Source organism: Caulobacter segnis (assembly GCF_003243465.1).
GTDB lineage: Bacteria > Pseudomonadota > Alphaproteobacteria > Caulobacterales > Caulobacteraceae > Caulobacter > Caulobacter segnis_A.
The window spans coordinates 17,704-38,401 of the sequence record NZ_QFQZ01000034.1 but is presented as its reverse complement, the minus strand read 5'-3'; the positions used below and the strand labels follow the sequence as shown (position 1 = coordinate 38,401).

The following is a 20,698-nucleotide window of genomic DNA, read 5'->3' as shown; positions in this document are numbered from 1 at the left end:
AACGGGTTCGATCTGGGCCCCGGCGTTCGCCGGGGAGGTCGGGTTTATGAACGCCCACCCAAGTTCACCGCCACCGCGGCCCGCACCAAGTGCTTGGACGCTTCCTTGGCCGCGAGCCCGCCCGGACCTTACCCTACCATGGACCAGTCGAGGGGCTCGCCGCGCGTCAGGTCGCGGGTCGCCGGGCGGCCCAGCACCTTGTCCAGGTCGCCCGGCGGCAGGCCGGCGCCGGGGCGCACCGAGCGGATGTTGCCGCGGCTCAGGACCTCGCCCGCCCTGACGTCGGCGGTGACGTAGAGCGAGCGGCGGAACTGCAGGTTGGCGCGCTCGGCGCCCAGCACGTCGTAGTGCGCGACGCCCAGGGCGGCCCAGGCGTTCCTGGTGTCGTCGACCAGGGCCTTGAATTCGGCCGGCTCCAGGCTGAAGGCCGCGTCCGGGCCGCCGTCGGCGCGGGCCAGGGTGAAGTGCTTCTCGACGCAGGCCGCGCCCAGCGCCACCGCCGCCACGGCCGCGGCCGTCCCTGGCGTGTGGTCGGAGAGGCCGATCGGACAGTCGAAGCGGGCGGCCATGTCGGGGATGGTGCGGACATTGGCGTCGCCGAAGGTCGCCGGATAGCTGGAGACGCAGTGCAGCAGCAGGACGCCCGGCGCGCCGGCGGCCAGGGCCGTGTCGCGGGCGGTCTTCATCTCTTCCAGGTTGGCCATGCCGGTCGAGATGATCAGCGGCTTGCCCTTCGCGGCGGCGTATCGGATCAGCGGCAGGTCGACGGCCTCGAACGAGGCGATCTTGAAGGCCGGCGCGCCCAGGTCGTCCAGAAGGTCGACGGCGGTCTCGTCGAACGGGCTGGAGAAGATGGTCACGCCGCGCTGCTTGGCGCGCTCGAAGATGGCCGCGTGCCACTCGAACGGCGTCTGGGCCTCCTGGTAGAGCTCATACAGGCTGCGGCCGTCCCACAGGCCGCCATGGATCTTGAACTCCGGCCGGTCGACATCGAGCGTGATGGTGTCGGCGGTGTAGGTCTGGATCTTGATCGCGTCACAGCCGGTGTCGGCCGCCGCGTCCACCATTTCCAGGCAGCGGTCGAGACTGCCGTTGTGGTTACCCGACAGCTCGCAGATCACATAGGGCGCATGGTCGGCGCCGATCCGGCGACCGGCGATCTCGATGAAGGGGGCGGACATGGCGGATCACCCGGAAACGTGGTTGCCGCCAGCTTAACCCGCCAAAGGTGGACGAGGTGTCAATCCAGATCCGAACCGTTCTTCTCGTCCCAAGGACCATACTGCGGCAGGCCGTTAAGGCCGTCAGTGAGCCGCGCGCGCAGCGCCCGATCTCGCTGCTGGGCTCTCCAGCGCTCTCGACCGGCAAGAAATCCGATCAGCGCCCCGCCTAAAAGCCCCGGACCCCAGAACTTATTGAAATAGTCGAAGAGCGCGCCGCAGGTGGCGAGCCACACGCAAGGGCCCCAAACCGTCAATCGATAGGATAGACGCGTCATCCATGCCCTCCGCTCCTCCCTACTGGGGAAAATACATGGGCCAACTTTACTCCAGATGCGGTTCGTAGTCGTGCAGCGGCGGCCGGCGGCTGCGGCGCTCCTCGTATTCCCGCTTGCCGACCATGGCCGAGACGCCGGCCAGGGCGCAGAATATGGCGATCATCACCAGGCCGAGCTTGATGTCGCCGATCCAGAAATTGGCCAGGCCCGCGAACAGGACGACCAGCCCCACGCCCAGCATGACTCCGAGCTTCATGAGTGTTCCTCCCGTGGCTTTTGTCGCCACTGACGGGAAGTCCACACCAAAAACGGGGTTATGTCTATTCACCTTCACCGTGACATGATCGCGCTGAAGCCCTCAAATCTGGCGCAACGGCGGAATCGAGCCTAGATATCCGCCATGTCCACGACCGCTCCCCGTCACACCCGCTGCCTGATCATCGGATCGGGTCCCGCCGGCTACACCGCCGCCATCTACGCCGCGCGCGCCCTGCTCAAGCCCGTGCTGATCGCCGGCATCCAGCCCGGCGGCCAGCTGACCATCACGACCGACGTCGAGAACTATCCGGGCTTCGCCGACGTGATCCAGGGGCCGTGGCTGATGGACCAGATGCGCGCCCAGGCCGAGCATGTCGGCACCGAGCTGGTCAACGACATCGTCACCAGCGTCGACCTCTCCCAGCGCCCGTTCACGGTCAAGACCGACAGCGGCCAGGACTGGATCGCCGAGACCATCATCATCGCCACCGGCGCCCAGGCCAAGTGGCTGGGCCTGGAGACCGAGGCCAAGTTCCAGGGCTTTGGCGTCAGCGCCTGCGCCACATGCGACGGCTTCTTCTATCGCAACAAGGAGGTTGTGGTGGTCGGCGGCGGCAACACGGCCGTCGAGGAGGCGCTGTTCCTGACCAGCTTCGCCAGCAAGGTGACCCTGGTCCACCGCAAGGACGAGCTGCGCGCCGAGAAGATCCTGCAGGAGCGCCTCTTGGCCCACCCGAAGATCGCGGTGGTCTGGGACAGCGTCATCGACGAGGTCAAGGGCGAGACCGATCCGATGGGCGTCACGGGCGTGCGCCTGAAGAACGTCAAGACCGGCGCCACCACCGAGCTGGCTTGCGACGGCGTCTTCATCGCCATCGGCCATGCCCCCTCGTCGGAGCTGTTCGCCGGCCAGCTGGAAACCGGTCCGGGCGGCTATCTGAAGGTCAAGCCGGGCACGGCCTCGACCGCGATCAAGGGCGTCTACGCCGCCGGCGACGTCACCGACGACGTCTACCGCCAGGCCGTCACCGCCGCCGGCATGGGCTGCATGGCCGCCCTGGAAGCCGTCCGCTTCCTGGCCGAGGAAGACCACAAGAAGGCCCACCACCCGATCAGCCACGCCGAGGCGAACAAGATCGGGGTTTGGTGAGAACCAGATAGGTCCTCCCCCGTGCAACGGGGGAGGTGGCCCAGAGGGCCGGAGGGGGCCAACACGGCATAAGTCCAGCTTGTGGCCCCTCAGTCGCTCCGCGACAGCTTCCCCGCATCGCGGGGGAGCATCTAGAACGCCTAATTCGGCGGATTCAGCGAACTGGGCGGCTGGGCCTTCGTCGGCGGCGCTTCCGACACCGCTTCCAGCGCCTTGTTGATCCTGGCGATCTCGTCGGGGGTGGGGATGCGGCGGCCGGCGACCACGCCCTGGGCCACCACCCGCTCGCCGTTCGGCGCGTTGGCGTCGGGCACGCTCACCAGCCTGGCGTTGGGCAGCACCAGGTTCGGCACCCCCAGCATCTGGGCCACGGCGCCGGTGACGACCGGCGGCGGAGGCGCGGCCGGGGCGGCCAGGGCGGTCGGCGGCGCGCCCTCCAGGATCCGCGGGTCGGCCGCCAGCAGGACATCGGCCGAGACGGTCTCGTTCCCGGAGTAGCGACCGTTGAACGCCGCCAGCGTCCCGGAAGGGCCCGTCCAGCGATAGAAGATGTGCTGGCCGAACTGCTTCAGCTTGACCAGGGTCGGGGCCCAATAGGGCGCGACGTAGTCGGCGTGGTAGTGGGTCGCCGTGCCCACCGGCTTGAACACGAAGCCGCTCAGCGCCCGCCTGGCCACGGCCTCGGCGTTGGCCCACAGGAGCGGGGCCGGCGCGCGCGCCAGGGAGCCGTCGCAGGCGAAGCTGAACTGGCAGCCGGTCGTCCGCGCCGCGCCCTCGTAGACGACGCCGCAGATCGACTTCGGATACCCCGGATGGCGCATCCGGTTGATCACCGCCTGGGCCACGGCCATCTGGCCCTCGCCGGGCTCGAAGCCGGCCTCGTAATAGACCGCCTGGGTCAGGCACTTCAGCGCCTTGGCCCGCGCGTCGGCCGAGCCGGTCAGCACGAACGGCTTGGCCGGCTCCAGCCCGTCGGGAACCGCCGGGCGCAGGGCGTTGATGGTCCGCGCCGCCTCGAAGTCCGGCTCGCGGTCGCCCAGGCGGGGGATGGCCTTGAGGTCGATGACCTCCCAGCCCTCGACGCGACCCCAATAGTCCTTGTGCGGACGTGGATCGTGGCGCCGGGCCAGGGCCAGCATGGCCGGGTCGTAGTCGGCGACATAGCGGGCCAGGCCCTTGTCGCTGAAGCTGCCGGTCACCCGGAAGAGGCCCGCCTCGCGCCCCTCGCCGGCGGCGACGTAGTAGGTCGTGGTCGAGCACGCGCAAAGGCCGCCGACGACCAGCAGGGTCGCGGCGGCCTTGCGGACGTTTGACGCCGTCGGGAGGTTCACGCCGCCCTCGGGCGGCTACTTGCCGCCCAGGGTGGAACGAAGCATCCAGGCGTGCTTCTCGTGCGCCTGCAGGCGCTGGGTGAACAGGTCGGCCGTGGCCTCGTCGCCGGCCTCGTCCGGGACGGGGAAGCTGTCGCGCAGGGTGCGGATCACCGTCTCGTTGTCGGCCAGCAGCTCTTTCAGCATGGCTTCCCAGTCGCTTTCGGGGTTGCCGTCCTTGATGCTCGAAAGGTTGCCGAAGGCGGCGTAGCCCTGCGGGGCCAGCTCGCCCAGGGCGCGAATGCGCTCGGCGATGGCGTCCAGCGCCGTCCACTCCTCGGTGTACTGGCCTTCGAGCAGGACGTGCAGGGACTGGAAGTTCGGGCCGCGGACGTTCCAGTGATAGCCGTGCGTCTTCAGATAGAGCGCATAGCTGTCGGCCAGCACCTTGTTCAGGGCCGCGGCGATGTCGGACCGTTGTTTGGCGCTCAGTCCGGTGTTCAGAGCATCGGCCATCGTGATCTCCCGTGTTGCTTGTCTTAGGTAAGCGTGCCCATCTTCCGCGCAAGACATCTTTGCCGGGACGAAGATGGAGAAAAAAGACGCCCCGTCCCTTGTCTCTGACGAGCAAGGACGCATTGACGGCCTGATTAGCGCCTGGCTGATCCCTCCGGTTCCCCCACCGGCGCCGCTTTGCGCCCTGGCGGCGCTGATCGGGATCGGCATGGCGGTGCTGATCCGCGTCGCCCTGCTGGGGTTGCATGGCGGGGTCGGCGCGACCCAGCCGTTCTTCCCCGCCATCATGATGGTGACGCTGTACGCGGGCTGGCGCTGGGGGCTGATCCCCACCGTGGCCGGCGGCGCGTTCGGCTGGTGGCTGTGGGGCGGGCGCGAGGGCGTGCCGCTGTCCGAGGACGAGCTATCGACCCTGGTCATCTACCTGCTGTGCGCGGTGATGGTGGTCGCGATCGCCGAGGGCCTGCGCGGGGCGATCCGGGGCCTGGCCAGGATCAAGCGGGACCTGGGCGACGCCGAGGAGCGGCTTCGCGTGACCCAGACCGCCGCCGGCGTCGGGCCGTGGGAGTTCAATCTGGAGACCGGCGAGCTCTATTTCTCGCCGGCCGCGCGGCGCAACCTCGGCGCGCCGCTGGAAGGGCCGATGCAACTGGCTGACATGGCCCAGTACGTCCACCCCGACGACCGCGAGATCGCCCGGGAGCGCGTGCGGGCGGCCCTCACGGGCTCAGAGGAGTACGAGGTCGAGTACCGCCTGGCCGACACCAGCCAGGGTGAGCGCTGGGTCCATGGTCGGGGCGAGGTGGTCCGCGACGCGACCGGCAAGCCGGTGCGGATGATCGGCCTGAACTTCGACGTCACCAACCGCCGCCGGGCCGAAGAGCAGGTGCGCGAGAGCGAGGCGCGGTTCCGGGCCCTGGCCGACAGCGCCCCCGCCCTGATGTGGACGTCGCGGCCCGGCGGCGCGCGCGAGTTCGTCAACCAGGCCTATGTCGACTTCGCGGGCCTGTCCTACGACGAGGCGATGACGCTGGACTGGCGCTCGCGCCTCTTCCCTGAGGACCTGCCGGGCATCCTCAAGGCCCAGATCGAAGGCGAGGCCTCGCTGAAGCCGTTCAGCCTGGAGGGACGCTATCGCCGCGCGGACGGCGAGTGGCGCTGGCTGAAGTCGTTCTCGCAGCCCCGCCTGGATTCGAGCGGCGTCTTCTCGGGCTTCTCCGGCATCGCCTTCGACATCACCGACGCCAAGCGCGCCGAGGAGAACCTGACCAACATCAACGAGCTGCTCAGCGAGCGCGCGGCCGCGGCGGTCGCCGAGCGCGACGCGGCCCAGGCGGCCCTGCTGCAGGCCCAGAAGCTGGAGGCCATCGGCCAGCTGACCGGCGGGGTGGCCCACGACTTCAACAACCTGCTGACGGTGGTGATCGGCGCGCTGGACGTGGTCGCGCGCCATCCCGACGACGCGCGCCGCCGCGAGCGGATGATCGGCGCGGCCCTGGCGGCGGCCAGGCGCGGCGAGAAGCTGACCCAGCACCTGCTGGCCTTCGCCCGCCGCCAGCCCTTGAAACCGGAAGTCCGCCGCGTCGACGGCCTGATCGCCGAGAGCGAGGAGCTGCTGAAACGCGCCCTCGGCGACGCCTACGGCTTCAAGCTGCGGCTGGGCGCGGGCGTGCGGGCCGCGCGCATCGACGCCGGCCAGTTCGAGGCGGCGCTGCTCAACCTGGTCGTCAACGCCCGCGACGCCACGCCGGCGGGTGGGTCCGTGACCATCGAGTCCGGCGCGGTGACCATCAGCGAGCCGCGCGGCGAGCTCGAGCCAGGAGTTTATCTGAAGGTCTCGGTGCGCGACACCGGCTCGGGCATGGACGCGGCCACCATCGCCCGCGCCGTCGAGCCGTTCTTCACCACCAAGCCGCCGGGCCAGGGCACCGGCCTTGGCCTGTCGCAGGTCTATGGTTTCGCGCGCCAGAGCGGCGGCTCGGTCGAGATCGAGAGCGTGGTGGGCGAGGGCTCGAGCGTGTCGCTGCTGCTGCCGGTGGTCGAGGCCGGCGCGCCTCGGAACGCGGCGCAGAAGGTCGATCCCATCCGCGCCCAGACGCCGTCCCGGGTGCTGCTGGTCGAGGACGACCACCAGGTGGCCGAGCTGGTCGAGGCGATGCTGAACGACCTCGGCCACGCGGTGGTGCGCGCCGGCGGCGTCGACGAGGCGCTGGCGCGCCTGGACGACGACGGCGAGATCGAGCTGGTGCTGAGCGACGTGATCATGCCGGGCGGCAAGAGCGGCGTCGATCTGGCCGAGCAACTGGCCGTCTCGCGTCCGGGCCTGCCGGTGGTGCTGTGCTCGGGCTATGTCGGCGGCGACCAGAGCCGGGCGCGCGCCGGCGACTGGCCGTTCATCTCCAAGCCGTTCTCGCTGGAGACCCTGGCCCAGGCCCTGTCCCAGGCCCGGCCGGGCTAGCGGTCAGGCCAGCGGGGCGCCGCTGACGGGAAGACGCAGGAAGACATTCCCCGCCGGCGTGGGCGCGGGCAGGGCGCCAGCGCGGATGTTCACCTGCAGCGACGGCAGGATCAGCGTGGGCGCGGCCAGGGTCGCGTCGCGGGCCTGGCGCAGGGCGACGAACTCGGCCTCGTCGACGCCGTCATGGACGTGAATGTTGCGCGCCCGCTCCTCGGCCACCGTGGTCTCCCAGCGGTAGTCCGAGCGCCCCGCCGGCAGGTAGTCGTGGCCGACGAAGATGCGGGTCTGCGGCGGCAGGGCCAGGACCTTGCGGATCGAGCGGTAAAGCGTGGCCGCGTCGCCGCCGGGGAAGTCGGCGCGGGCGGTGCCGTAGTCGGGCATGAACAGGGTGTCGCCGACGAAGGCCGCGTCGCCGATCGTGTAGGTCAGGCAGGCCGGCGTGTGGCCGGGCGTGTGCAGGGCGCCGATCGAAAGCTCGCCCAGCGGCAGCGTATCGCCCTCGTTCATCAGCACGTCGAAGGCGGCGCCGTCGGCGGCGACCTCGGCTTCGGCCTCGAACACCGGGATGAAGGTCTTCTGCACCTCGACGATGCGCGCGCCGATCACGATCTTCGCGCCGGTTTTCCTGCGGATGTAGTCGGCCGCCGACAGGTGGTCGGCGTGGGCGTGGGTCTCCAGCACATAGGCCAGGGTCAGGCCGCGCGTCGCCACGGCGTCCAGCAGGGCGTCGGCCGAGGCGGTCGAGAGCTTGGCCGCCTTGGGCTCGAAGTCCAGCACCGGGTCGATGATCGCGGCCACGCCGGTCGCGGGATCGCTGACCAGGTAGCTGGCCGTGAAGGTGGCGGGATCGAAAAACGCTTGAACGTCGGGACGCATGGCTAGAGCCTCCAATCAGCAGGCTCTTCATATAAGGACTTGCTAATTTAGCACAAGCTAATATATGGCGTTCATGTTCGATCTCTCGCGTTTCGATGTCAGCCAGTTCGAGGCCAGCGCCGCGGAAGCCGCCAAGCTTCTGCGCGCCCTGGCCAATGAGCGCCGGCTGATGATCCTGTGCCAGCTCGCCGATGGCGAACGGTCGGTGGGGCAACTGACGCCCCTGGTCGGCCTGTCGCAGTCGGCCCTCTCGCAGCACCTGGCGGTGCTTCGCGAGGAGGGGATCGTGGCCGCGCGCCGCGAAGCCCAGACGGTGTGGTACCGGATCGCCGACCCCGCCGCCGTCAAGGTGGTGGGCGTCCTCGCGGAGATCTTCTGTCCTCCCACGGAGAGCGCCGCCCATGACCGCCCCACTGATCCCGCTGAAGCCTGAAGACGCCGCCCAGCGCCTCGCCGACGGCCGCGCCGTCCTGATCGACATCCGCGAGCCCGACGAGTTCGCCCGCCGACGTGTCAGGGGAGCTTTGTCGCGTCCCGTCTCGACCCTCGCCGCCAAGGGGCTGGGCGCGCCCGACGCGCGGGAGGTGATCTTCACCTGCCGCTCGGGCATGCGCACCGGCGCCCACGCGCCGACCCTGGCCGCCACCTGCGGGACGCGCGGCTATGTCCTCGACGGCGGTCTCGACGCTTGGGACGCGGCCGGCCTGCCGGTCGAGGTCGACGCCAAGGCGCCGCTGGAGATGATGCGCCAGGTGCAGATCGCCGCCGGTCTGCTGGTGCTGACCGGCGTCATCCTGGGCTTGGCCGTCTCGCCGCTGTTCTTCGGAATCGCCGGCTTCGTCGGCGCGGGCCTGACCTTCGCCGGCGTCACCGGCTTCTGTGGCATGGCCCGCCTGCTGGCCCTGGCGCCCTGGAACCGTCCGGCGCGCGCGTGAGGCCATGGACCCGGTCTGGACATACGCCGCCGCCGTGCTGAGCGGAGCGCTGGTCGCCCTGCTGCTGACCCTGTTCGGGGGCGGCGGCTCGGTGCTGGCCACGCCCCTGCTGCTCTACGTCGTCGGCCTGCGCGACGCCCACGTGGCGATCGGGACCTCGGCGGCGGCGGTGGCGGTCAACGCCGCCGCCGGCCTGGCGGCCCAGGCCAAGGCGGGACGGGTCAAGTGGCCGTGCGCCCTGACCTTCGGCGGGCCGGGGCTCGTCGGTTCGCTGCTCGGCGCCCAGGTGGCCAAGACCCTGCCGGCCCAGCATCTGCTGGCCTGGTTCGCCCTGGCCATGGCCCTGGTCGGGCTCTCGATGCTGCGGGCGCCACGCTCGCCGGGCGATCCGGACGTCCGCATCGATCCGGCCAAGGCCATGAGGCTGGCGCCGATCGGCCTGATGACCGGTTTCGCGGCGGGCTTCTTCGGCATCGGCGGCGGCTTCCTGATCGCGCCGGGCCTGATGGCCGCCACCGGCATGACCCTGGCCAACGCGGCGGCCTCGTCCCTGGTCTCGGTGACCCTGTTCGGCGCGGCCACCAGCGCCAGCTACGCGGCCTCGGGTCTGGTCGACTGGCCGGTGTTCCTGGCCCTGGTCGCGGGCGGCGGGCTTGGCGTGCTCGCGGGCGCGCGGCTGGCGCCGCTGATGGCTGGTCGCGTCCTGCTGGCGCGGCGGCTGTTCGCGGGGATGATCGTGCTGACGGCGGCTTACGTGGCGTGGCGCGCGGTGGGGTAAGTCCCCACTCTCTCCAAAAACGCCACCGCGACCCGCTCTGCTCCGAGGCCATCGCAGACACCCGCGCTCGCCGCCGACAGCGCCGCCCGGCGCTCCGCGTTCGCCAGCAGGTCCGAGACCTCGCGGGCGAAGGCCGTCTCGAAGCCTGCCGCCGCGACGTCCAGGCACGGCGCGACGCCGGCCGTCTCAAGCGCCCGCGCCGCGGCGACCTGGTTGTCGGCCAGGATCAGGGTCAGGGTCGGCAGGGCCAGCACGCAGCGCTCCCAGGTGGTCGAGCCGCCCGCGCCGATCGCGAGGTCGGCCTCCAGCGTCAGGCGCGGCATGTCCTGGGTGTCGATATGCAGGACGAGGCGTTCGTCCTGCTCGGCCAGGGCGCGCAGGGCCGGCAGGCTGGGCGCGCCGCCGCCGACCACCACGTCGAGGACCGCCTCGCCGACCAGGGGGCGCAGCAGCCCGACCACCCGCTGGGTGATCCCGCCGACATCGGTCAGGCCAAGCGACACCAGGATCCGGCGCACCGGCGGCCGCGCAGCGCGCCGGGCCAGGGCGGCCTCGCGGAGGGCCGCGAAGGCGGGACGCACCGGCGCGTAGGAGGGCCCCAGCAGCAGGCGCGCGCCGGGCGGCAGAAGGCCCGCATAGTCCTGCGCCGTCCGCGCCGGTCCGGAGTCCAGCACCAGGTCGGCGGCCAGCGGACGGTCGGCGAGGTCGTCGATCACCAGGGTGGGGCGGCCCTTGGCCAAGGCGCGGTGATCCTCGGCGGAAAGGCCGTAGTGGTCGAAGACGACGGCGTCGAAGCCCGCGTCATCCGTCGCCCGCGCCATGTCGGAGGCGAAGGCGTCCAGCACCGCGCCGACCTCGGGGCTCGCCCGAAAGGCGCAGGTCGCGCCGGCCCGCTGCAGGGCGCGCGCCAGGGTGAGGGAGCGCATCACATGGCCGCCGCCGATGCTCGGGCCCGCCGCGCAGACGAAGACAATCCGGCTCATACCCGCCGGTCGCCCCCGTAGTCCGCAAGGTCTGGCCGATCGCGGACAAAGGCCCGCACGTCGTCCGAGGTGAAGGTTCGGTTCTTCGGATAGAGGGCGTCATAGACCGCCGCGACGAAGGCGTAGTCGTCGGGGCGGTCGACCGTCCAGCGCACCGCGCCTTGGTCGGGGTGGCAGGCCAGGAACACCTGCCGCCAGCGTTCCGGCTGCATGCGGATGTCCCAGGTGACGTGTTCGCGGGCCTCGGGCGTGGCGACCTTGGCCGCCTCGCGCAGGGCGGCGGCGCGCACCACCTCGATGTCGGTGCCCTTGGGCCAGGCGCGGCCGGGGGCGGTGTTGTTGGCGTAGTCGGCGGCGCTGGACAGACAGAGATCGATCGTCGCGTCGATCAGGTCGGGATCGGCCAGGGGGCAGTCGGCGGTCAGGCGCACCAGGTGCTCGGCCGGATGGGCGTCCAACGCGCCGAGGAACCGGTCCTGGACGTCGTGCAGCGAGCCCCGGAACACCGGGATGCCTTCCCGCAGCACCGCCTTCTCGATCGGGTCGTCCTCGGGCCCGTCCGAGGTGGCGACGACCAGCTTGTCGATCCGGCGGGCGCGGGCGACGCGCTCGATCTGGCGCACGATCATCGGCTGGCGCACGAGGGGCATCAGCACCTTGCCCGGCAGGCGGGTGGAGCTCATGCGGGCCTGGAGGATGGCGACGATCATCCGCCGATGATGGAGATTCGGCCCGCGAAAGGCCACTGGCTTCGTGGGCCGGGCGCGCCGAACCCTTTTTCTTGGCCGCCGTCCGCGCTATGCCCTCGCATGGCCAAAACCACCAAGCTGATCGTCGAGTTCGACATCGAGGTCGACGGAGAACCCTATGTCTGGCGGCTGCACCGGCTGCCGCAGTGGTCCTACGACCCGTCCGAGCGGCACGGCAAGGTGCTGGCGGTGCGCCACCAGGCCGGCCAGCGCGAGGCGATGATCGAGTTCCCGCCCGGCCCCAAGCCCAAGTTCAGCGCCCCGCCGCTGAAGCCGTCGCAGATCCCGGTGCGCATCGTCGCCAAGGCCATCGCCTCGGCCATCGAGGCCGGCTGGGAGCCGCTGTCGCGCGGCAAGCCGGTCGTGATCTATGTCGACGAGGAGGGGGCCTGAGGCCTCGCCGCCCGGTCTTAACGATTGCCCCCGGACCGGAGTTGTGTCTGACTTGAATGCTCTCCAGGCGTGTTGACGCGGCGCTTGCGCCCTTCGCACGCCAGCGACGGCGGGGCTGGTCATGGCGGTCAGGGCGAGGAAGGCTGGGGTCGCCAAGGCGCCCCGCAAATCGGGCGCAAGCGACGGCCCGGCCGACGAGGCCGAGGTCCGGGACCTGCAGGCGCGCTTCGACGCCGTCGTCGCGGAGGCCAAGACGCTGGCCGAGCGCCTGACTCCGATCACCGACGCCATGGTCGTGGCCGCGCCCACCTGGCGGGCGGCCTATTCGGACCGCACCTGCGCCCTGATGGCGTCGCTGTGCGCCATCGCCTACGACAATTTCGAGGACCCCACGGGCGTCAGCCTCGGGACCATGCGGGCCCGCCTGAAGAAGGGCGGCTTCGATCTGGTGGCGACCTATGCGACCTCGATCGGGACCCAGGCCTATCTGGCGACCAGCGACCAGATGACGGTGCTGGCGTTTCGCGGCACGCAGGACTTCGCCGACTGGGAGGTCAATCTGGCGGCGGGGCGCCAGCCGCTGCGCGCCGGGGACGACACCGTCTGCGTCCACGAGGGTTTCCTGAAGGCCTTCCGCAGCGTCGAGGACGCGATCGCCAAGGACCTGGCCGGCCCGCGCGTGCCGCCGGACAAGGGCCTCTACATCACGGGCCACTCGCTGGGCGGCGCCCTGGCGCAGATCGCCTCGGCCGCGTTCGAGCGCGACATCCTGGCGGCCTGCTACACCTTCGGATCGCCGCGCGTCGGCCAGCGCAGCTTCGACGCCGAGGTCAAGTGCCCGCACTACCGCCTGGTCAATGGCCGCGACATCGTTCCGGCCGTGCCGCCGCCGTATCTCGGCTACCAGCACAGCGGCGACGTGCGCGTGCTGGGGCGTCTGGGCGAGCCGCCCAAGCGATATGATCGCACGCCGTTCCTGCTGGGCCTGTGGCTGGGCGTGTTCAGCGTGCTCTGGCCGATCACCCGCCGCTTCCCGCTGATCGACGACCACATGATCGGCCTCTATCGCCAGAAGCTGATCGCCGCGGCCAACCTGCGGGCCCCGGGCTGGACCGATGCGGGAGAGGGCGCTTAGCGCCGCTTCAGCTTCCGCAGCGCGTTCTGCATCGCCACGGCCTGGGCGGCGGCGGGCTTGCCGGCCTCGGCCGCCTCCTTGCGCGCGGCGGCCGCCAGGATCGGCGCGGTGGCCGCGTCCAGGCGGTCGAAGGCCTCGTGGATGAAGCCGGGCAGGTTGGCGGGCTTGGGCTGCGGCGGATCCAGGGACAGGACCTTGCGGGCCATGCCGGCGATCTGGCCGGCCAGGCGCGCCTGCTCGCGGGCCTTGGCGATGACCGCCGGGTCGTCGCTCCCGTCGGCCATGGCCCAGGCCGCGTCGATCGCGTCCATCAGCTTCTGTTGCAGGGCGTCGCACCAGCGACGGGCGGCGGTGGGGGAAGGGGCGGTGCTCATGACCTGAAATCATGAGGCCGCCGCGAGCACCGGGCGTAAGAAACCTGTGTTTTTGTCTAAGTCGGCGTGGCGCAACGGAAATGGTTATTTCTAGGCGGGGAAAGGTACGGGAATTCACAAACACCCGACCTCCCCGCGCACTGACGTGTCGCCGGGGATGTCGGGATTATTGTGGCGCCCTGTGGATAACTTTCTCCGCTAGGCGCCGAACCCCGCCGCCACGACCGCCCGCGCCACGTTCGCGTGGACGGTGTTACGGGCGTCCTCGCCGCCGCCGCGGTCGCTGTCGACGGCCGGCGGTCCAGGGTCTTGGCGTGGCGCTGGCGCCGCCCAATATGTTCAGTCGTGACCTGGTCCGGGGGACGCCTGGCGCGGCCCTTCGACGTCGAGGTCGGGGCGGGCCGCGACTGGCTGACCTGGCTGAAGTCCAAGGTCCCGAGTCCCGCCCTGAAAGCCTTCCTGGCGTGGCTTTCGGCGTCGGAAACGGAATAATTTTCGCCGGAACCAAAGGCCGCGATCCGGGTTCGCGCGCGGCTATAATGTGCTTGTAATTCAATGCTCAAGCTTGGCCCGGAAGCGCCGGAATCGCGCCCATCTTTGGCCAAGTTCGGCTGTCGGTTTTGCATCAGCGAGCGTTGCAGGACGCTGCGTCACTACGGATGAGAACCAAGATGATAGCAAGCACGAAGACCATGATGGTCGCCGCCGCCCTGGTGATGGGCGGCCTGTCGGTTTCCGGCTGCGCGACCAAGAAGTACGTCAACACCCAGGTCGGGGCGGTCAACGAGCGGGTCAGCGCTCATGACACGCAGATCGGCGAACTGGACAAGACCTCCAAGGAGGCCCTGGACCGCGCCATCGCCGCCGGCAAGCTGGCCGAGGGCAAGTTCCAGTACGCCCTGGTGCTCAGCGACGACTCGGTGAAGTTCCCGGTCAACGCCGCGAACCTGTCGCCGGAAGCCGAGCAGCGCCTGGGCGAGTTCGCCGAGAAGCTCAAGGCCGACAACAAGAACGTCTACCTCGAGATCCAGGGTCACACCGACAATTCCGGCTCCAAGGAATATAACGACGAGCTTGGCGAGAAGCGCGCCGAGACGGTCCGCAAGTTCCTCAGCCAGCACGGCGTGGCCCTGAACCGGATGTCGACGATCTCCTACGGCCAGGACGCCCCGGTCGCCCCGAACGAGACGCGCGAGGGCCGGGCCCAGAACCGCCGCGTCGTCGTGATGGTCCTTAGCTAGTTTTTCCCGCGTTCCGGATCGGCGCCTCGGCCGGCATCAGGCCGAGGCGCGGGTCCAGGGCGGACTCGCCGGCGCGGGAGTGAGCGCCGCGCCGGCGAGGAATCCGTCCTCAGGCCGTCTTGAAACGCGCCGCCGGCTGGCTGCGCGACAGGTTCGGATAGAGCTTGGCCTTGGCCGCCAGCGCATGGGTCCAGTCGGCCGCGTCGGGCAGGGACGGGATCGTCACCAGCTCGCCCTGGTCGAAGCCCGCCAGCGCCGCGTCGACCATGTCGTCGACATCCATGACCATGTTCGGGTCCATCGCATTGATGTCCGAGCCCGAGCGCTCCCAGATCTCGGTGCGGGTCGCGCCCGGCAGAACGGCCTGCAGGCGGACGGCGGAGTCGCCGAACTGCGCGCGCAGGGCCTGGGTCAGGTAGGTCACATAGGCCTTGGTCGCGCCATAGACCGGCATGTTCAGCTCAGGCATCAGACCCACCACCGAGGCCAGGTTGATGATCGTCCCGGCGTTGCGCGGGACGAAGTTGCGGGCCGCCGCCGAGGCCAGGCGGGTGACCGCCACCACGTTCAGCTGGATCATCTTCTCGAAAGCGTCGGGCTCGGAGCCGACGAAGTCGCCCGCGCCGGCGACGCCGGCGTTGTTGACCAGCACCGTGATCGCGGTGTCGGCCGCCAGGCGCTGCTCCAGCTTCACAAGGTCGGCCTTGTCGGTCAGGTCGGCCTTGATGACCTCGACCTTGACGCCGGTCTCGCCGCGCAGGCGCTCGGCCAGGGCGTTGAGGCGGGCCTCGTCGCGGGCGACCAGGATCAGGTCGTGGCCGCGCTTGGCCAGGCGGTCGGCATAGACCGCGCCGATGCCGGTCGAGGCGCCGGTGATCAGGGCCGCGCCCCCAGGGGCGCTACTCGTGCTGGTGTCGCTCATCGGTGTTTCAAAGTCCCTTGCCGAGGCCCCATCGGTCCGGCTTGATGGCTAGCTATGAGTTAACTTGCAAATCGCAAGTCACTCCCCAGATATTTCGTCATGAGCAAATCTGAACGCGCCCCCACCCAATGTCCGGTCGCTCGCACGCTGGAGCGGGTGGGAGACGCCTGGACCTTCCTGATCCTCCGAGACGCCAGTCAGGGTCTTGGACGTTTCGACCAGTTCGAGAAGAGCCTGGGCGTCGCGCCGAACATCCTGACCAAGCGCCTGGCGGCCCTGGTCGAGAACGGCCTGCTGGAAAAGCGCGCCTACAGCACGCGCCCGCCGCGCTACGAATACGTGCTGACCGACCTGGGCCGCGACTTCGGCGGCGTGCTGACGGCGATGCTGGCCTTCGGCAACCGCCACTTCGCGGTCGAGGGGATTGCGGGCCAACTCGTGGACCGCGAGACGGGGAACGCGGCCGAGCCCGTGCTGATTGACCAGGTCAGCGGCAAGCCGATCACGCCGGAGCACTTCACCTATGCGGCCGGACCGGCGGCGGGGCCGGAGGTGCTGGAGCGGGTGGCGTTCATGGCGGGGCTGAAAGGGGATTGTCCGGAGACGGCCTGAACGGCAACGTTCGCGCTTCCTGTCCCGGAGTCGCCATGCGTCTGTCCCTCGTCCTCGCCGCCGGCCTGATGGCGGCTGGTGTCGCCCACGCCGAAACGCCGGCGCCCTCGACGGATCAGCCGCTGCTGCGCACCGTCGCCGCCGATGTCGACGCCAAGGCGCTGGAGAGCACGATCCGTTCGCTGGTCGGCTTCGGCACGCGCCACACCCTGTCCGACACCCAGTCGGACAAGCGCGGCATCGGCGCGGCGCGTCGCTGGGCCAAGGCGCGGTTCGAGGCGATCTCCAGGGACTGCGGCGGCTGCCTGACCGTCGAGACGCCGTCGCAGGTCGTCACGGGCCGGCGCGTGCCCAACCCGACCGAGGTGATGGACGTGCTGGCGATCCAGAAGGGAACGACCGACCCCAACCGGGTGATCATCATCGCCGGCCATATCGACAGCCGCGTGACCGACGTCATGAACTTCACCAGCGACGCGCCGGGCGCCAATGACGACGGCTCGGGCGTGGCGGCGGTGATCGAGGCGGCGCGGGTGCTGTCCAAGCACAAGTTTCCCGCCACCCTGGTGTTCGCCGTTCTCTCGGGCGAGGAGCAGGGGCTGCTGGGCGGCAAGATCCTCGCCGACTACGCTCGCGCTCAGGGCTGGAAGGTCGAGGCCGACCTCAACAACGACATCGTCGGCAACAGCCGCGGCCAGAGCGGGGTGATCGACAACACCCACGTCCGGGTCTTCTCGGAAGGCACCAAGGCCGTCGAGACGCCGGAGCAGGCCAACGGCCGCCGCTACAACGGCGGCGAGGTCGACAGCCCCTCGCGCAACCTGGCCCGCTATCTCGATGGCTTGGCCGACAAGTACCTGACGAACTTCGACGTGGTGATGGTCTATCGCACCGACCGCTACGGCCGGGGCGGCGACCAGGTGCCGCTCTTGGAGGCCGGCTATCCGGCCGTGCGGGTGACCGAGGCCGTCGAGAACTACGATCGCCAGCACCAGGACCTGCGGACCGAGAACGGCAAGGCCTATGGCGACACGATCGAGGGCGTCGACTTCACCTACCTCGCCCAGGTCACCCGGCTGAACGTGGTGGCGATGGCCAGCCTCGCCTCGGCCCCGCCGCCGCCGTCGGGCGTCAAGATCGAGGGCGCGGTCAGCCCCGACACCAAGGTCTCCTGGGCCCCGACGCCCGGCGCGGCGGGCCATCGCGTCTGGTGGCGGGTGACCACCGACCCGACCTGGCGCCTGAACCGTTGGGTCCCAGGCCCGGCCGCGACCGTGACCCTGAGGGACGTGGTGATCGACGACTACTTCTTCGGCGTCTCGTCGGTCAGCCCCGACGGCTGGGAAAGCCCGATCGTATTCCCCGGCCCGGCCGGCAGCTTCGAGAGCCCGCCGCCGGCCCCGAAACAGCCCTAGGCGATCAGGTCCGGATCGTTCCGCTTCAGCCAGGCCGCCGCGTAGGAGCACAGCGGGGTGATCCGCATGCCCTCGGCGCGGGCCGTCTCGGCGACCTTGGTCATCAGGCGTCCGGCGGCGCCGGTGCCGCGCAGGGCCGGGTCGGCCTCGACGTGCGGGATCACCAGCCGGTGGCCCGACCGCTGATAGTCGGCCACGGCCAGCAGGCCGTCGACCTCGAGCTCGTAGCGGGACAGTTCGGGGTTGTGGCGGAACGTGTCGGTCATGAGGGTTCCAACGCTTGATCCTCCCCCGCGTTGCGAGGGCGGTGGCCCAAAGGGCCGGAGCGGGCGAGCGCGGTCAACGTCCAGCTAGCCCCTTCAGTCGCTCCGCGACAGCTCCCCCGCATCGCGGGGGAGCATCTTCACCAGTCTTCACACCAGCTCCACCGCCATCGCCGTGGCCTCGCCGCCGCCAATGCACAGGGACGCCAGGCCCTTCTTGCCGCCGCGGGCCTGGAGGGCTGCGATCAGGGTGCAGAGGATGCGCGCGCCCGAGGCGCCGATCGGGTGGCCCAGGGCGCAGGCGCCGCCGTTGACGTTCAGCTTGTCCTCGGGAATGCCCAGCTCCTGCTGCGCGATCATCGCCACCACGGCGAAGGCCTCGTTGACCTCGAACAGGTCGACGTCCTCGACGCTCCAGCCGGCTTTCTTGAGCGCCTTCTTCATGGCCGGGACCGGGGCGGTGGTGAAGAGGCCCGGCTCGTGGGCGTGGGCGGCGTGGCCGGCGACGCGGGCGACGATCGGCAGGCCCAGCGCCTTGGCGACGCTCTCGCGCGTCATGACCAGGGCGGCCGCGCCGTCGCTGATCGAGCTGCTGTTGGCCGCCGTGATGCCGCCGTCGCGCGCGAAGGCCGGCCGCAGGGTCGGGATCTTGGCCGGATCGGCCTTCAGCGGCTGCTCGTCCGTATCGATGACCTCGGTCCCCTTGCGGGTCTGGATGCTGACCGGGGTGATCTCGCCCTTGAAGGCGCCGGTCTCGATGGCGGTCTTGGCTTTCGCGAGACCCTTGGTCGCATAGGCGTCCATGGCCTCGCGGGTGAACTGGTACTGGGCGGCGGTGTCCTCGGCGAAGGCGCCCATCAGCTTGCCGGGGGTGTAGGCGTCCTCCAGGCCGTCCAGGTACATGGAGTCCCAGATCTGGTCGTGGCCGATGCGGGCGCCGGCCCGGTGCTTGGCCATCAGGTAGGGCGCGCCGGTCATGCTCTCCATGCCGCCGGCCACGACCAAGTCGACCGAGCCGGCCGCCAGGGCGTCGTGGGCCATGATCGCCGCCTGCATGCCGCTGCCGCACATCTTGTTGACGGTGGTCGCCTCGACCGAGAGCGGCAGGCCCGCGCCCAGCGCCGCCTGGCGCGCCGGGGCTTGGCCAAGGCCGGCCGGCAGCACGCAGCCCATGATGATCTGCTCGACCTTGTCGCCCGCCACGCCGGCCCGCTCAATGGCGGCCTTGACCGCGCTCGCGCCCAGCTCGGTGGCCTTCACCCCGCCTAGAGCGCCCTGGAAGCCGCCCATCGGGGTGCGGGCATAGGAGACGATGACGACGGGATCGGCGGCGGACATGATTTTCTCCCTACAGAACTTTTGAGGCGAGATAGGCCCTGATCGCCACATCCCGCGCAAGAGGCTTGCGAGATCGTGATGGGAAAGGGGCGAGCGGTCGGGGCGGACGCCGGGACCGCTCGCCAGTCTGCAAATGAACCGAGAGAGTCAATTGCGAATAAAAACCTAGATCGGTTCATCTTCAAACGCAACGCTCTTGCTTTCCGCCACGGAACGCCTCAACCTTGCGTCATGGGTCGAACCGCTGACTACACCAACGAGCGCTGCTCGGTCGCCGCCACCCTCGAGGTCGTCGGCGACCCGTGGACCTTGCTGATCCTCCGGGACGCCTTCGCCGGGGTGAAGCGGTTCGAGCAGTGGCAGGAGCGGCTGGGTGTCGCCCGCAACGTCCTGGCCGCCCGCCTGAAGAGCCTGGTCGGTCACGGCGTGATGGAGACCCGCCGCTATTCGGAACGCCCGCCGCGCCACGAGTACTGGCTGACGGAGAAGGGTCTGGCGCTGTCGCCCGTGCTGCTGACCATGGCCGAATGGGGCGACCGCCACGTCTACGGCCGCGACAACTCGCCGGTGATGTTCACCCACAAGGGCTGCGGCTGCGCCTTCCACCCGGTGATGGCCTGCGAAGCCTGCGGCGAGGTGGTCGATCGTCGCGAGCTGGAGCGCACGTCGCGCCGGGCCGACAGCCTGACGGTGGGCGAGGCCCTGGAAGCGGCCAACATGGCGGCGGAGTAGTTTCCTTCTCCCCCTGCGGGAGAAGGTGTCGGCGAAGCCGACGGATGAGGGGTTGAAAGGCCTTTCCGGATAGCGGAGCGCAACCCCTCACCCGGCCCTCCGGGCCACCCTCTCCCGCAAGGGGAGAGGGACTCGGCCCTAGTCCGCCACCCCGCCGCGCAGCGGGTCCTCTCCGGTCAGGTCCTTGATGTGCCGGCGCTGGCGACGGACGCCCTCGGCCGTGACCTTGGCGGGCCGAGGCGGCTCTGGCGCTTCCGGCGGCTTTGGCGCGGCGGCCTTTTCCGGCGTGCTCACTTGGCGCCTCGCACCACCCATTGGGCCGCGCCCACCGTCAGGGCGTCCTCCACGAGGCCTGTCGGGGTCTGGCCCCAGCGGCGCAGGGCCTTCATGCGCGCGCCGAAGGTGACGTAGGACGCCGCCACCGCCGCGCCGGCCCCGAGGGCGGCGCCCAGCAGCAGCTGCTTGCGCGGGGCCAGGGCCGCGCCGCTCAGGCCGCCGGCCAGGAGCCGCGCGGCGATGCCGGCCGGCACGATCCGATCCGGCGCGGACTTCAGCTTGTCGCCCCACAGTTCGCCCGCCGCCAGGGCCTTGGAGCCGGCCGAGAACAGCGGATGGGCCAGCAGGCGGACCGCCGGATTGGTCTCGGACAGATGGCCGCTGCGGGCCGCCTCGCTGACGGTGGCCAGCGGCGTCAGGGCGCGGGAGCCGGCCGAAAGGCCGATGAGCAGGGATCGAAGCATGCGGGGTCTCCAGAGCGTGGTC

Annotated in this window: 25 protein-coding genes and 1 pseudogene; 12 read left to right on the top strand and 14 right to left on the bottom strand. The window is 70.3% G+C overall.

The features are described 5' to 3' along the window. Positions 1-128: 128 nt before the first annotated feature. The 3 genes from pseI to DI526_RS12110 all read right to left on the bottom strand — a co-directional run bounded on the left by pseI (position 129) and on the right by DI526_RS12110 (position 1,754). The gene (gene pseI, locus DI526_RS12120; protein ID WP_304278058.1) at positions 129-1,181 is read right to left on the bottom strand and encodes a pseudaminic acid synthase; all 1,053 of its coding nucleotides are present in this window, start codon (positions 1,179-1,181) and stop codon (positions 129-131) included. Positions 1,182-1,240: 59 nt separating this feature from the next. Continuing rightward, positions 1,241-1,456, bottom strand: a complete 216-nt coding sequence (locus tag DI526_RS12115; protein WP_304278056.1) for a hypothetical protein — start codon at positions 1,454-1,456, stop codon at positions 1,241-1,243. A gap of 88 nt (positions 1,457-1,544) precedes the next feature. Continuing rightward, entirely contained in the window at positions 1,545-1,754 is a 210-nt protein-coding gene (locus DI526_RS12110; protein ID WP_304278054.1) for a hypothetical protein, read from the bottom strand. Between the two features lie 144 nt (positions 1,755-1,898). Here DI526_RS12110 and trxB point away from each other — a divergent pair, with 144 nt between their 5' ends. Beyond that, positions 1,899-2,906, top strand: a complete 1,008-nt coding sequence (trxB, locus tag DI526_RS12105; protein WP_304278051.1) for a thioredoxin-disulfide reductase — start codon at positions 1,899-1,901, stop codon at positions 2,904-2,906. A 194-nt stretch (positions 2,907-3,100) separates the two neighbouring features. Here the strand turns inward: trxB and DI526_RS12100 are convergent. Both DI526_RS12100 and DI526_RS12095 read right to left on the bottom strand, forming a co-directional pair. Next, positions 3,101-4,237: pseudogene (locus tag DI526_RS12100) on the bottom strand (cell wall hydrolase); the annotation flags it as partial. Between the two features lie 15 nt (positions 4,238-4,252). Further along, complete coding sequence (locus tag DI526_RS12095) at positions 4,253-4,732, bottom strand: Dps family protein (RefSeq protein WP_304278048.1); 480 nt, start codon at positions 4,730-4,732, stop codon at positions 4,253-4,255. A gap of 73 nt (positions 4,733-4,805) precedes the next feature. Here DI526_RS12095 and DI526_RS12090 point away from each other — a divergent pair, with 73 nt between their 5' ends. Continuing rightward, complete coding sequence (locus DI526_RS12090; protein WP_304278045.1) at positions 4,806-7,190, top strand: PAS domain-containing sensor histidine kinase; 2,385 nt, start codon at positions 4,806-4,808, stop codon at positions 7,188-7,190. 3 nt (positions 7,191-7,193) lie between these two features. On the opposite strand, the gene DI526_RS12085 is transcribed toward DI526_RS12090, so the two are convergent. Continuing rightward, the gene (locus DI526_RS12085) at positions 7,194-8,066 is read right to left on the bottom strand and encodes an MBL fold metallo-hydrolase (RefSeq protein WP_304278043.1); all 873 of its coding nucleotides are present in this window, start codon (positions 8,064-8,066) and stop codon (positions 7,194-7,196) included. 73 nt (positions 8,067-8,139) lie between these two features. Here DI526_RS12085 and DI526_RS12080 point away from each other — a divergent pair, with 73 nt between their 5' ends. From DI526_RS12080 to DI526_RS12070, 3 genes are read left to right on the top strand one after another with little or no spacing between them, the layout of a single operon-like run. Then, entirely contained in the window at positions 8,140-8,499 is a 360-nt protein-coding gene (locus DI526_RS12080) for a helix-turn-helix transcriptional regulator (RefSeq protein WP_304278074.1), read from the top strand. Then, positions 8,468-9,001 carry a rhodanese family protein gene (locus DI526_RS12075; protein WP_304278042.1) on the top strand — a complete coding sequence of 178 codons (534 nt, stop codon included), beginning with the start codon at positions 8,468-8,470 and terminating at the stop codon, positions 8,999-9,001. Before DI526_RS12080 ends, DI526_RS12075 begins: the two co-directional genes overlap by 32 nt. A 4-nt stretch (positions 9,002-9,005) precedes the next feature. Further along, complete coding sequence (locus tag DI526_RS12070; RefSeq protein ID WP_304278039.1) at positions 9,006-9,779, top strand: sulfite exporter TauE/SafE family protein; 774 nt, start codon at positions 9,006-9,008, stop codon at positions 9,777-9,779. On the opposite strand, the gene pseG is transcribed toward DI526_RS12070, so the two are convergent. Then, complete coding sequence (gene pseG, locus DI526_RS12065) at positions 9,752-10,762, bottom strand: UDP-2,4-diacetamido-2,4,6-trideoxy-beta-L-altropyranose hydrolase (RefSeq protein WP_304278036.1); 1,011 nt, start codon at positions 10,760-10,762, stop codon at positions 9,752-9,754. The genes DI526_RS12070 and pseG overlap by 28 nt on opposite strands. Next, positions 10,759-11,472, bottom strand: a complete 714-nt coding sequence (locus DI526_RS12060) for a cytidylyltransferase domain-containing protein (RefSeq protein ID WP_304278033.1) — start codon at positions 11,470-11,472, stop codon at positions 10,759-10,761. The genes pseG and DI526_RS12060 overlap by 4 nt, the downstream gene beginning before the upstream one ends. A 99-nt stretch (positions 11,473-11,571) precedes the next feature. On the opposite strand from DI526_RS12060, the gene DI526_RS12055 reads away from it, so the two are divergent. Both DI526_RS12055 and DI526_RS12050 read left to right on the top strand, forming a co-directional pair. Continuing rightward, positions 11,572-11,904 carry a hypothetical protein gene (locus DI526_RS12055; RefSeq protein WP_304278030.1) on the top strand — a complete coding sequence of 111 codons (333 nt, stop codon included), beginning with the start codon at positions 11,572-11,574 and terminating at the stop codon, positions 11,902-11,904. Between the two features lie 121 nt (positions 11,905-12,025). Continuing rightward, positions 12,026-13,039: a lipase family protein gene (locus tag DI526_RS12050; RefSeq protein ID WP_304278028.1), complete on the top strand. Its 1,014-nt coding sequence runs from the start codon at positions 12,026-12,028 to the stop codon at positions 13,037-13,039. On the opposite strand, the gene DI526_RS12045 is transcribed toward DI526_RS12050, so the two are convergent. Then, complete coding sequence (locus DI526_RS12045) at positions 13,036-13,413, bottom strand: hypothetical protein (protein ID WP_304278025.1); 378 nt, start codon at positions 13,411-13,413, stop codon at positions 13,036-13,038. The genes DI526_RS12050 and DI526_RS12045 overlap by 4 nt on opposite strands. Before the next feature lie 345 nt (positions 13,414-13,758). Here DI526_RS12045 and DI526_RS12040 point away from each other — a divergent pair, with 345 nt between their 5' ends. Together DI526_RS12040 and DI526_RS12035 are read left to right on the top strand one after the other, a co-directional pair. After that, entirely contained in the window at positions 13,759-13,905 is a 147-nt protein-coding gene (locus DI526_RS12040) for a hypothetical protein (RefSeq protein WP_304278023.1), read from the top strand. Positions 13,906-14,084: 179 nt separating this feature from the next. Continuing rightward, positions 14,085-14,654, top strand: a complete 570-nt coding sequence (locus DI526_RS12035; protein ID WP_304278021.1) for an OmpA family protein — start codon at positions 14,085-14,087, stop codon at positions 14,652-14,654. A 109-nt stretch (positions 14,655-14,763) separates the two neighbouring features. On the opposite strand, the gene DI526_RS12030 is transcribed toward DI526_RS12035, so the two are convergent. Further along, on the bottom strand, positions 14,764-15,576 hold the full coding sequence (locus DI526_RS12030) for an SDR family oxidoreductase (RefSeq protein ID WP_304278018.1): 813 nt from the start codon (positions 15,574-15,576) through the stop codon (positions 14,764-14,766). 99 nt (positions 15,577-15,675) lie between these two features. Here DI526_RS12030 and DI526_RS12025 point away from each other — a divergent pair, with 99 nt between their 5' ends. Together DI526_RS12025 and DI526_RS12020 are read left to right on the top strand one after the other, a co-directional pair. Continuing rightward, positions 15,676-16,188, top strand: coding sequence for a helix-turn-helix domain-containing protein (locus DI526_RS12025; protein ID WP_304278015.1), 513 nt, complete (start codon positions 15,676-15,678; stop codon positions 16,186-16,188). Between the two features lie 35 nt (positions 16,189-16,223). Beyond that, positions 16,224-17,603 carry a M20/M25/M40 family metallo-hydrolase gene (locus DI526_RS12020; RefSeq protein WP_304278013.1) on the top strand — a complete coding sequence of 460 codons (1,380 nt, stop codon included), beginning with the start codon at positions 16,224-16,226 and terminating at the stop codon, positions 17,601-17,603. Here DI526_RS12020 and DI526_RS12015 read toward each other — a convergent pair. Beyond that, entirely contained in the window at positions 17,600-17,869 is a 270-nt protein-coding gene (locus tag DI526_RS12015) for a GNAT family N-acetyltransferase (RefSeq protein WP_013080474.1), read from the bottom strand. The two genes, DI526_RS12020 and DI526_RS12015, sit on opposite strands and share 4 nt — an antisense overlap. Positions 17,870-18,016: 147 nt before the next feature. Beyond that, positions 18,017-19,204 carry an acetyl-CoA C-acyltransferase gene (locus DI526_RS12010; RefSeq protein ID WP_304278008.1) on the bottom strand — a complete coding sequence of 396 codons (1,188 nt, stop codon included), beginning with the start codon at positions 19,202-19,204 and terminating at the stop codon, positions 18,017-18,019. 231 nt (positions 19,205-19,435) lie between these two features. Here DI526_RS12010 and DI526_RS12005 point away from each other — a divergent pair, with 231 nt between their 5' ends. Continuing rightward, complete coding sequence (locus DI526_RS12005) at positions 19,436-19,936, top strand: helix-turn-helix domain-containing protein (protein WP_304278005.1); 501 nt, start codon at positions 19,436-19,438, stop codon at positions 19,934-19,936. Between the two features lie 138 nt (positions 19,937-20,074). Here DI526_RS12005 and DI526_RS12000 read toward each other — a convergent pair whose 3' ends face one another. Together DI526_RS12000 and DI526_RS11995 are read right to left on the bottom strand one after the other, a co-directional pair. After that, positions 20,075-20,230, bottom strand: a complete 156-nt coding sequence (locus DI526_RS12000; protein ID WP_304278002.1) for a hypothetical protein — start codon at positions 20,228-20,230, stop codon at positions 20,075-20,077. After that, entirely contained in the window at positions 20,227-20,676 is a 450-nt protein-coding gene (locus tag DI526_RS11995; protein WP_304277999.1) for a DUF4126 domain-containing protein, read from the bottom strand. Before DI526_RS11995 ends, DI526_RS12000 begins: the two co-directional genes overlap by 4 nt. Between the last annotated feature and the right edge of the window lie 22 nt (positions 20,677-20,698).